This window comes from Dysgonomonas sp. UBA7710, assembly GCF_002482385.1.
Classification (GTDB): domain Bacteria; phylum Bacteroidota; class Bacteroidia; order Bacteroidales; family Dysgonomonadaceae; genus Dysgonomonas.
The window spans coordinates 58,406-70,839 of record NZ_DLFW01000043.1 but is presented as its reverse complement, the minus strand read 5'-3'; the positions used below and the strand labels follow the sequence as shown (position 1 = coordinate 70,839).

The window sequence follows — 12,434 nt, the reverse complement described above, 5'->3', positions numbered from 1 at the left end:
GTGGTCTATGATAAACCATCCGCTTTTTATTGTATCCACTGAACATAAATTACTGTGATCGTGTTTAGTATATATGTTTAATTAAATCTACTGTCAGTCATGAAAAAGAATGAAATAGTAAAGTCTCCACAGGATTTTGTAGCTTATGAAGAAGCCAGAAAAGATAAAAGCAACAGTTTTTATCCAACTATCATTAGCGAAAAAGAGGTAAAAGCAGCCCTTAATAAGATAAATCCGGATGAGGACAGTATGAAAAGCAGAGGTTAATACTAAGATTGTGCAACAAGACTCCCTGTATAGAACAAAAATGCAGGGAGTTTATTTATAAAATATATTTCAGATTTTATTATCCATTTATTATACGATTTATCAGTTAACTTATATATATTTGTTATATTCAAAAAGGCAAAAAAACTACTATGAGCAAATATAACATCTTAACGTCACTGCTATGCATCACTATTTTGTGTCTTACTACAATGGATGCATCAGCCCAAAAAAGAACTACAAACAAAAAAGAACCAGTTATAGCCAAGGTCGATTCTACCGAAATTATATTAACCCAAACCAAGGGCGCGCCCGTAGCTCCTTTCATCGATACACTATTCCTTATACATGGTGGAGTAGGGTCCTTTACTGTCGATCAGAGAGCTTCAGCTATTGAAGACAAAATACGATCGCTGGAAGAGTATCCCCTTTTTGATCCGGATTCGCTAAAACTAGTTGAGTTTAGCGACCAGATAAATATAGTATATGACGACCAGAAATACCAAAACTCCAGAATCATAATCAGCATAGATACGTTACAGGCTCAGATATACGGCAGAACAAAACTGGAATTAGCCGCTTCGTATCGCAATATTATAATAAGTGCCATTGACAAACAGCAGAGCGAAACCAGTTGGCAACGAATAGGAATGCAAGCCCTGTTCGTTATACTCATAATTGCCGGAGAATATTTCTTCCTGCGGGGATTCAGGTTCGGCTACCGGAGGCTGAAAATCTTCGTACGCAAACAGCGGCATAAGAAAGTCAAAGGACTGTTTGGCATTATCGAGGCTGAGAAAGCGGAGCAAATCATATTTGCCTTGCTCAAGATTCTACGTTTTGTATTGATCGTAGCCTCTTTATTTGTATGTACCCTATTGTTCTTCAAGATATTTCCACATACGACAGGCTTATCGGATCAACTTCTCAACTATGTTATATCACCGGTAAAAAAAGTTGCTGTCAGTATTAAGAATTATCTGCCAAATCTGTTCACAATAATAGTTATTGCCTTTATATTCAGGTTTGTAAAGAAATTTCTGCGCTCCATCACAGATAAAATATCAGATAATAAAATTACGTTCAAAGGTTTTTATCCCGATTGGGCGAAACCTACATACAATATTGTCATAGCCATACTGATGGTATTCACATTTATCCTGATATTTCCCTATCTCCCTAATTCGGACTCACAAATATTCCAGGGCGTATCTGTATTCCTGGGGCTAATGATATCACTGGGTTCCACATCCGTTATCGGGAATATCATTGCCGGGTTTGTGATCACATATATGAGGCCTTTCAAAATAGGAGACCGTGTGAAGATGGATGATACTGTGGGCAACGTGATAGAGAAAACGGCTTTGGTAACCCGTGTGAAAACAGCCAAAAATGAGGTAATCACTATACCAAATTCCAGTGTAATGAGCACAAAGACCGTCAATTATACTTTCTCCGCAAGCCAGTATGGATTGATACTCTATACAACGGTCACTATCGGCTATGATGTGCCATGGAGGCTGGTACATGAGTTATTGCTAAAAGTCGCATATAAGACTGACAACCTGAACCGGAAGCAAAAGCCTTTTATCATGCAAACAGCCTTCGAGGACTTCTATGTCGAATATCAGCTAAATGTATTCACGAAAGATGCCAATAGGATGAACGATATATATTCCGACCTTCGAAAGAATATACAGGATGTTTTCAAGGAAGCCGGTATAGAAATACTATCGCCTCATTACCGGGTTAACCGGGTTGTAAACATACATGAATTTAACGAAGATCCTCAAACTGAAGAAAAATCCGGAGAAAACTAAGTTACTTAAAAGATACAAATTTAAGACATACCGGCATATCCAGTTTTATATCTTTAAATGTATCTTCCAGTAAACCTGTATTTCCGTTTCTGAGGAATATCTGGATTATATCGCTGTCGCGGCTCGCAACAAGCAGATATTTACCGTTTGGCGTAATTGCGAAATTACGGGGATGCACTCCGGTTTCCTGATAGCCCGCCTTGGTCAGTTTCCCGTCAGCCTGATTGATTGAAAATATCGCCAGCCCGTCACCTTTCAGGCGGTTGGATGCATACAGGAATTTGCCATCGGGAGATATATGTATATCTGCACTACCTTTAGCATTGAGTGTATCTGCCTGTACGGATTGTATTTCTGTAAGATTTCCTTTTGTCCCGTCATAACTAAAGGCAATTACAGCGCCGGACAACTCATTTATAAGATAGGCATACTTGCCATTCGGGTGAAATGCAAGATGGCGCGGACCAGATTCATTCGCAACCTTAAATGATGGAGGTGTTCCCTGTTTCAGATAATCGCCTGTAGCATTTGTGTTTACATCGAATTTATGTATCTTATCTGTACCCAAATCGTCAGCGAACAGATATTTTCCATCCGGAGAAAACATTACACAGTGTATATGTGGCTTTGCCTGACGTTCCGGGTCTGCACCTTTGCCGCTAAAACTTATAACCTGCGATGCCGCATTAAGCGAGCCATCTTCTTTCACTCCAAACACGCTGAGGCTACCTCCCGAATAGTTTGCCGTAACCACATGCTTACCCGTGGCATCCACTGAAATGTAGCAAGGATCGGCTCCTTTAGTCTGTTCTGTATTCAGGTGTTTCAATTCCCCTTTATTCTTGTCGAAAGAATAAGCATTAGCGGCAGCAGTATTATCTCCTGTTTCAGTCACAGCATAAATAAATTTCTCGTCCTTGCTAACAGTCAGGTAAGACGGGTTTGCAACTTTCACCATGCTTTTATATTGAGAATATCCCGATACCGTATCGAACTGATATACATATATTCCCTCACTCTCACCTGCCGTATAGGTGCCGACAAGAAGGTACATGCTGGTTTCGTCTGATATAGATTCCATATTTATAATGTCGGCTTGATTTTCTGTCGAATTATCTGAAGCACTTTTTTTATTATTACACGACAATAGAGAAAATGCAACAGCTGTTGATAATAAAATATATTTACACATGATTTCCATATTTACTTATTCAAAAACGTTTTTACAGAACAAAAGAAAGCAAAATTTATTATATTGGCATATATTTAGTAAATAAAATTAAAGAGGTAACGGATTCCTTAAAACTTGACAAACTTGACACATTTTACATTTTTAGTAGACAGGTAAGCAAAATATGATATATAAGTTTTTTTTACTTGGTTATTCATATCTCGCATCTCATGGTTATTGCTGTTTTCTTTTGATTTTATTAACTGTATTATGTTAAAACCTGACATATCTGACAGATTTTTCACTGTTTTTATTCTGCTGTTTTTGCTTTTATTAACTATATATGGTTAAAAAGTAACAAATGTAACAACTTTTACAGTTAACAGTTAGCAATCTTCAGTTAACAATATTTTTCTCGTAACCCGTAACTGCCCGAAGGGCGCAGTAACTCATAACTGTTCGCATATATAGATAAAATTCAAAAAGAAATATTCATATATTTATCCTAAATTTGAGGGAAATATTTTGTTTTAATAGGATAAAAGGCCTATCTTTGTCGGCTGAAAAAGAAGAAATAACTTAAACTACTATAAAATGAAGAAAGATATTCATCCAGAGAATTACCGTCCGGTGGCTTTCAAAGATATGTCAAACGATGAGGTATTTATCTCACGTTCAACAATCAATGCAAAGGAAACTATCGAAATAGACGGTGTTACTTATCCGCTGGTAAAGCTTGAAATTACCAGTTCGTCCCATCCATTCTACACAGGAAAACAAAAACTTGTGGATACTGCAGGACGTGTTGATAAGTTTATGAATCGTTATGCAAAACGTACTCAGCCTAAGAAATAAGAGTACAGCATCGGTCGAAATAATTTAAAAAGCTCTAAAGTTTTACTTTAGAGCTTTTCTATTTTATTCCGGTTAGTCACTCGCCTTGTGTTTGTTTTTCATTAAGTGGATAATAATTACGGAAATATAGCAATGAATGATATAAATCAGTAGTCGATTTTTAACGTTCTATTTTTTCTACTACGCGCAATCAGAGATTGCTTGTGTTCCTTTTGCCCAAAGCCGCAAAAGGAACCAAAAACGCTTTAGCGCCCCACTTCAAAGGCCGACCCGTAACGGAAAAAAAGACGAAACGAAAAAACTCGCTCTAAAAGTTGTAAAATATGAATTGGCAGATAAGCTCAAACACGTTTTCGTTTTTTCGTCTTTTAATCCTACGGGTACCCCGTCCATGAAGCTAACGGCGCAGGCTGACGCACAATAGAGCCAGCGTATATTTTTAGTTGATGGCTTTGCCCTTACTCTGGCGTCCGCCCCCGCGCATTAGTGACGCAGGCGGGGCACCCACACGGTGCAGCCGGCGTAGAAAGGGACGGGGCGATAGCCCGTTCGTCCCTTTCAGCCGGCAAGACGGTTGTGGCTCCCTCTCCCTTTGGAGAGGGCGGGGGGTGAGGTCGAACGAGGCGCTAGCCTTTTGGTTCGTTTTGGGCAATGCCAAAAGTGAGGACAAGCCCGGGAGGGCGCGGCAGACATGAACTGAAAGATAAGAGCTTTTACAAAGCTTATATGATTAAAAAAATAGAACGTTAAAACTCAACTGCTGATTCGTATAAATACTTTATCCTACTTAAAACGCGATATTATTTCACTGCTTTTTTCAATCGGCTTATTATCTCATTACCCAATTTTGTTTTTGTGTCTATATGCGTCAATACTGCTTTTACAAAAGCGTTTTCTTCAAATACGCCACGTACTTGTTCAAAATCATCTTTCTGCTGGTTACGGTCGCCATCAAGACCGAAGCCTGTACGTGAGGACAAAGAAAATTCCTTTTTAGCATCCTCATATATCATCTTATCCAAGTCTACTACAACTGTTTTCCAACGCTCAACGATATTTTTAATATCCTGCGCTGTAATTGTTTCCAAAGATAATCTGTAATATTGCTGTATCTTATCCCACGCCCACGTCCATTCCAGTGAATAATAATCTTTGTGAAGTTGGACAAAAATAGCATTTATCTCTACTACCTGTGTTATCTTTTCCGATTCTATATCCGATATCAGCTTGTCTATTTCGGAGCGGGGAGCAAGCATACCGCCTATATCGCTCCATACACACAGCCCTACACTCGTATCGGGTTTCAAATAACTCCTTATCTCTTCGTTGCTTGTACATGGGCAATTACCCAGACGGGATATGATAGAGTTGCCCAAAAACTTATTTATAGCCATGTCATAAAGCTTTATACCTTTATTCAGCGACGAGTTTTTAATCCGGCAACCTTTATATGAGTAAAAATCGCTGGCCTCACCACATGTGTCGAGCATTTCCCTTAATATAGATATTGCCTTGAACATTTTTTGTACCGTATAAGGGCTTAACAGGTTAAAATTAATCTGGTCCAGCTTCTCCGGGTCTTTGCGCTTATCACGCTTTGGAAATTTTTGCGCATCGCGGATAGTGCCTACACTTCGCAGGTTAACTCCCGGTACTAAAACCGTTTCGTTCTTGTCTTCTATCAGATATGAAAATGGCATATTCGACGTGTCGGTATTGTGATAGTGGCGTCCCATTATCAGGGAAAACGCCCCGATACGGGATGGCCACAATATATACGAATCGCTGGTTGTTTTGCCTCCACGTTCTACAATCCCCTGATGTATCGGGCCCAACTTATACATATGATTACTCTGATTGGAACCCGAACCGGCATTCATAAATGAAAACATTCCGGCAATCAGTAGCGTCGATTTATGATGTGTAACTGTATACGGCCCTGCAAATAAGGCGCAGGCTTCTCCATTCTCACCCTGGCAATTACTGAAAAATAAAGAATCGCTGGCCGAATATGTATGGCCTAACTGGCATGCCTGGCCAATAAAACAACGGGTGAGCATGGTTCCGTCTTCTACTCGCGAACCCGAACATATGATGAAATCATTGGCCATTACACTATATCCGATATGCACAGGGTCGTGCTCATTACTGTTTATACTTCCATTTTCTAAATGGCGGGCACCTTCTATAACAGCACAGTCTCCTATACGCACATTTTTTATTGCGCCGGCATTTACGATTGTAACGTTATTACCGATGCTGCCTGTTGTTGAGGTATTTTCTCTGGCATATGCCATTATCATATCCTGCAACTTCCTGGTGAGTACCGGACGATGGCGGTAGAACGAAAGGATATATGCAAAGTGTGCGCTTAGTTTATCATATATTAAAACTTCACGTCCTCCGGTCTCATTCAGTACACTTACTTCCACACCGTTACCAAAAGAAGTTTCTCCATCTACATATAAATGGTGTATATTCTGGATCAGTACATTATTCCCTATTCTGTAATTTGCAATATAATTCTGAATATTCTCTATGAGTATATTATTGCCCAGTTCACAATTGTGAAGACAGGCGTGATGGATACCTGAATGCTTTTTTAATCCTCCCGGCAGCGAGAATTCTTCCTCAAACACACCCATTTTTATTTTACCCGAAAAATTTACATGCTTTATATAATCCGGCGTAAAATTATCTGCAACCTCTATATTATCCCAATTATCGGCAATACAGTTTTGTGTTTTTAGCACATTTATTTCCTGAGGAGTCAGAGCTCTGTAATTCATATTGTTGATTATCAGTTTTATTGTTTGTTAGTCATTCGGCTAGCTAATGAATCGTAAAAATAACAAGAAAGAAAGAAAGTGTAAGCATAAAATTCTAAAAACTAGCCGTTGTATTCCCGATGCCTCAATATTCCGGACAAAAAATAACCTCAACTATTTATAGCTGAGGTTATTTTTATTTTAAGTTTCCAATTACTTTATTCCTGATCCGGTAAGCTCACCGGAGGCATGTCTGCACTGCTATTCAATCGTTCCTGCAGATTATATTTGCGTATCAATCCTGCAATTTCCGGATCGAGCGGTGCGCGGTACGCTTTTGTCGGATCTAATTCACAAGCCTTTATTAAATGGTTGATTGCTTCATTGTCGTTACCTGAGCGAATAGAAAGTATTGCTCTCAGGTATTCGGTATTCCCCGTCTGTTGCAAATCGTTTAACAGATCCAGAGCCTTCGCGTTGTAGCCCATGCATACGAGGCATAATGCTGTATTGTAATCCGGATAGGCCTGTAATATATCGAGTGCTTTCCAGTATTCCCTGTCTTGTAAGAAACGGAGCGCCTGTGCATAATCAGGACGTACTTCGGTATTGACTGAAATTTCTTCTGTTATACCCGGACGGGTCATATTGAAGATAATATCCGCTTTATTTAACAATGGATATATTGAATCCTGAATAATTCTGAAGTCAGCCGGATAGTTTTTCTTTATATCCTGCTCACATTGGTCCGGATTTACGGCTTGTGTCAACATATCCAATATTTCAGATTTGTTAGGCATGTCTGTTCTTTTGACAATCAAACGTGCCATTGTATTCCAGTCTTCTCCACTGTAACGTGTTTTGAATATCATTGTCATATCGGCTTTGTTGCCTCCCAACGATTTGATGAAGTAATCTTTCAGTGCATTTGCACGTTTCATCGATAATTCTATATTATCGTCATATGGACCATCCAGGGCTGTAGATACCCGTATAACAACACTATCCATCAATAACTTACCCTCTCCGGTAAATGTGCGGTAAGTATTTAATACTTTATCTGCCTGTTCTTTGTTGTCCCTGTAATTTATATTGAATGAGGATTTACCTGTCGCGAATTTAGGATATACAACCATTGTATTATACACATCCCTGTGAATTGTTGTAGTCTTGGATATAAGCGTAGAATCTACCAACTGAGACAAGGATGAAATAAAATAAGACAATGTATCGGACAGAGGAGTAACAAAACTACTGCGATCTATTGCATCTATTTTTGTATTCATAGTCAAACGAAGCCTTCTCATTCCCGGAGTTACCGGATAATCCTGTTTGTATACAAAGAAGAAATCACGGTCGGTCTGTATTATAGTATCGAGGTGAGTATTCTCTTCGTATGGGAAAATAATTAACTCTCGTCTTTTCTCTTCCCGCCGTTCTTTTTTCATTTCGTTAAGGGCTATATCTTCAAACTTATACCGGCTTTGAGCTATTTCTATAGAGTCCTTAGCGGTCAGATATTGGTTTTTGATCTGATTCATTGCGCGGCCTTCCCTGTAAATATCCCTGAATCTTTCCGGAATCCTGGTCATGTCTTCACCTTCCAGCATCAATGTTTTCAGGTTTTTATCAAAGTTTTTCATATAGCGGGCATAGGCTCCGACTGTATCTTTTCCTGTGGCCCAATCGCGGAAAACCTGTTCTTTGGCACGATTCGAATATTCTTTATAAAAATCGAGACGATAATCATTTTTCTGTTCTACTACGGCCTTGCCTTTTGTCAAATCGTCGGGCTTAGGTACATTTTTCATATATTTTGCAAAAAAGCCGGTGGTATCCTTTCCTTTTGCAACCTCTTTCATTGCTTTCTCTCTTGCTTTACGCACATTCTCATAATACAGTTTTTTGTCGAATCCGGTCTGTTTGGCCGCCATTAATGCTTCTGCATCTTCCTTGCTGGTTTTCCATTCCTCGAAATCGGCCTGCCTGCTCCATTCTTTATGATATTGGTTGTAATAAAAGTTTTGCTGAAAAGCAATATCTTGCTCTACCCCTTTATAGTCGACAAAAACGCTGTCGTATTGCGATTCATCTACGATGGAATTTACATAGTCTTCGTAATCTTTATATGATTGTTTTTGCTTATTGGAGAATTCCTGTCCCTTTAGTATAATCGTTTTAAGCGGCACTACAGAGTCGTTATGCAATAATTTAGGGGACATTGTTATCCGGAAGTTAGTCGAAAGCAGCTCTTTAGGCATTCTCACCACAAAGTCCACGTTTACCCGTCCGTTTTGCTCCGGTGTAAAACGTGACTTGGCTGTAACTACCACCTCACTTAGGTGCTGTACTTGGCTTAGGTCGGGAACTTTGTCCGCATCCGGCTTAGGTTGGGTTATTGACTCTGCATTGGTGTATGTAACCTGCTCGGCGACTACAACCTGGCCTTTATCCTGTCCTTCTATATAAGGCAGTTCTATATTGGGCCGTTTAGACTGGGATTGCATAAACAGATCCTTAATCATAGCATCATCCTTTGTAACCGGAACTTTGACCTTTATAGGCGGTACATAATTAGCATACGGGTCGCGGGAGGCTCGTATCTCACGTACTGAATTGGATGTGGAACATGACAACATTAAAGTCAGCGTCACAATAAGGATAGATAACATACTAGTAAACGATAATCCGGATAATAGTTTGTAAGTTTTTTTCTCCATAAAGTTTATTTTTGGCTCAAAAAATCGAAATCGTAAAGTTTTGTAATATTTATAGTTATAGAAAAACGCTGCAAAGATAATTATTATATAGTAAATTTCTGATAACTTCGGGTTTAAATTTTGTATTAATACATATTTTTTAAGTTGTTTTTTTACAGATATATAGCTATTTAACACTTTATCAAGTATTTTAAGTACTTGGAAAAGCTCTATCCGGTATTCTTCTTTAATTATCATTTATTTACGCTACTACAGGTCACTCTGCCAGTCTTCGTTTTATGGCTATTAAGTGCATATACACATCTTCTATAACATCAAAAGTGAAACCAGATATTGTATAATTAGACTATCTCATTGCAAATTATTTATATAGAGGTAAATATAGCCCGGTAACGGTATTTACCATTTTTTTCGATTCCGAATGAAGTGCCGGATTGTCACTTTAAAATTGTATCTTTGCATCTGAAAGAAAAGAATAAGCTCATAAACAGCGTATTAAGTTTATGAAAAAATATAGAAACCTTGTATTTTACACATCTATCATAAGCCTGTTTTCGGCACTGATATATTTTATCGTCAGAGTTGGAAGGCATAATCTGGAAGCTAAACAAAACGTATACGGGCTGGCATCGACCGCTTCTGCATGGAGTGATTTTCTGCATCATCTGACCGAAGACTTCGCCGCACCTGTCGCTATATTATTATTGCAGATAGTAGTTATCCTTCTGGCTGTAAGGGTATTCGGGTGGATATGCCAGAAAATAGGACAACCGACGGTTGTAGGTGAAATTTTTGCAGGGGTAGTACTCGGTCCCTCCCTTCTTGGGCATTATTTCCCTCAGATATCCGAATTCCTTTTTCCTGTCTCCTCCTTGGAAAATATACGTTTTCTCAGCCAGATAGGTCTTATCCTGTTTATGTTTATCGTAGGCATGGAACTTAATTTGAAAACCTTAAAAAACCGGGCTAATAATGCCCTTATAATCAGCCATACCAGTATTATCGTCTGCTTTACACTAGGTGTTCTTGTTGCCTATTATTTGTTCGGAAACTTTACACACCTGAGTACGGTTTTCCTCCCGTTCGCGTTATTTATGGGTATTGCCATGAGTATTGCGGCATTTCCTGTTATGGCACGCATTATACACGAGAGAGGAATCAATAAAATGCCTTTAGGCGCCACTATAATTACATGTGCTGCAATAGACGATATTACAGCCTGGTGCTTGTTGGCTGCCGTTATAGCCGTTGTTAAGGCCGGCTCGTTTGCCAGCTCTTTGTTTATCATACTTCTGGCTCTGCTGTATATACTTGCCATGTTCAAGATTGTACGTCCTTTCCTGAAGCGGATAGCAGACCTGCAATCGTCTAACAGAAACATAAGCAAGTCGGTTATCGGTGTATTCTTCTTAATATTGTTTTTGTCAGCCTATGCCACTGAAGTAATAGGTATTCATGCACTGTTTGGTGCATTTTTGGCGGGAGTAATTATGCCGCCTAATCTTAATTTCAGGAATCTGTTTACCGAAAAGATAGAAGATGTATCATTGGTACTGTTACTGCCTTTATTCTTTGTCTTTACCGGTCTGCGCACTGAGATAGGCCTGCTCAACGAACCGGGCTTATGGATGATATGCGGGGGTATTGTCTTTCTTGCCATTTTTGGAAAAACAATGGGAAGTGCAATTGCCGCACGGTTTGTAGGCAATAATTGGAAAGATAGCCTTACCATCGGGGCACTGATGAATACGAGGGGTTTAATGGAGTTGGTGGTTCTCAATATCGGGCTCGATCTGGGCATCCTTACCCCTGAAGTTTTTGCTATGATGGTTGTGATGGCGCTGACCACCACATTTATGACCTCTCCTTTGCTTAGTCTTATAGATAAGGTATTTAAGAAAAAGCATGCGGATACAGATTTGGTTGAGGAAGATAAATACAAAATACTGGTATGGTTCCAAAGCGCTGAAATGGGACGTAAACTAATGTTTCTAGCCAATAGTTTTATAAGGAAGAAGCAAGCGACTTCGGAACTCACCATGCTTCACCTCTCGGAAGGAAACCTGCTGTATCAATATGGTATAGAGGAAGAAGAACAGGAGATGTTCAAACCGGTGGAAGAGGAGGCGCACAGTCTGCAACAAAGTTTCGTCCCTATATTCAAAGTCGTGGGCGATACCAACAACAGTGTTGCCAAGATAGCAAACAAAGGGGAATATGACTTTCTGCTGATCGGTTACCAAGGCTCTGTTTTATCAGATAATGTCTTAGGCCGTTTCCTCGGTTTCTCTAACAGGATACTTCATTTACCTAATTATTTACTTACAAAATTAGGAAACCAGAAAAAATGGAGCCGCATGCTGCTGGCACCCCTCGACGAAGGGCAACGGACCATTGTTTCCAAGAGCGATATGCCGGTTGGCATATTTGTTGATAGAGGTATAGATAAAGGACTGGTAAGTATGAGGAATATTTTTGTCGCTATACTTGACGAGGACGACATCTTTGTAGGAGATTTCATGGAACGGTTGGCCGAAAATTCTTATGTGCGGATTACCCTGTGGGATGCTATCGGACTGATGGATACCTCGATGGATTTCATAAAATCCGTTCGTGCGATTAAGGCGATAAACCCTTATCTGTTCCAGCTTTGGAACAATAATATCCCTATCGATAGTGATATTCTGAAGAAGCAGGATTTGATAATGATTAGTCTCAATAGCTGGAAGGAACTGGATAGCAGAAATCCTAAACTGATGAAAGACGCACCGTCCACTTTAGTCCTTACTAATTAATTGAAATGCAAAACAAAAGGAATAAGTATTAGATTCTA

The 12,434-nt window shown here is 39.4% G+C and carries 7 protein-coding genes; 4 read left to right on the top strand and 3 right to left on the bottom strand.

The window, feature by feature from the left end; genetic code table 11:
• Positions 1-99 precede the first annotated feature (99 nt).
• Both B3317_RS13855 and B3317_RS13850 read left to right on the top strand, forming a co-directional pair.
• The gene (locus B3317_RS13855; RefSeq protein ID WP_291112608.1) at positions 100-267 is read left to right on the top strand and encodes a hypothetical protein; all 168 of its coding nucleotides are present in this window, start codon (positions 100-102) and stop codon (positions 265-267) included.
• Between the two features lie 152 nt (positions 268-419).
• Positions 420-2,087 (top strand): mechanosensitive ion channel family protein, encoded by a 1,668-nt coding sequence (locus B3317_RS13850; RefSeq protein WP_291112606.1) that lies wholly within the window; start codon positions 420-422, stop codon positions 2,085-2,087.
• Between the two features lies 1 nt (position 2,088).
• On the opposite strand, the gene B3317_RS13845 is transcribed toward B3317_RS13850, so the two are convergent.
• Positions 2,089-3,279, bottom strand: coding sequence for a lactonase family protein (locus B3317_RS13845; protein ID WP_414647503.1), 1,191 nt, complete (start codon positions 3,277-3,279; stop codon positions 2,089-2,091).
• Between the two features lie 573 nt (positions 3,280-3,852).
• On the opposite strand from B3317_RS13845, the gene B3317_RS13840 reads away from it, so the two are divergent.
• Entirely contained in the window at positions 3,853-4,113 is a 261-nt protein-coding gene (locus B3317_RS13840) for a type B 50S ribosomal protein L31 (protein WP_006799438.1), read from the top strand.
• Positions 4,114-4,913: 800 nt separating this feature from the next.
• On the opposite strand, the gene B3317_RS13835 is transcribed toward B3317_RS13840, so the two are convergent.
• Both B3317_RS13835 and B3317_RS13830 read right to left on the bottom strand, forming a co-directional pair.
• Positions 4,914-6,902, bottom strand: a complete 1,989-nt coding sequence (locus tag B3317_RS13835; RefSeq protein WP_291112601.1) for a DUF4954 family protein — start codon at positions 6,900-6,902, stop codon at positions 4,914-4,916.
• 197 nt (positions 6,903-7,099) lie between these two features.
• Positions 7,100-9,601: a hypothetical protein gene (locus B3317_RS13830; protein ID WP_291112599.1), complete on the bottom strand. Its 2,502-nt coding sequence runs from the start codon at positions 9,599-9,601 to the stop codon at positions 7,100-7,102.
• A gap of 503 nt (positions 9,602-10,104) precedes the next feature.
• Here B3317_RS13830 and B3317_RS13825 point away from each other — a divergent pair.
• Positions 10,105-12,396 (top strand): cation:proton antiporter, encoded by a 2,292-nt coding sequence (locus B3317_RS13825; protein ID WP_291112597.1) that lies wholly within the window; start codon positions 10,105-10,107, stop codon positions 12,394-12,396.
• The last annotated feature ends 38 nt before the right edge of the window (positions 12,397-12,434 follow it).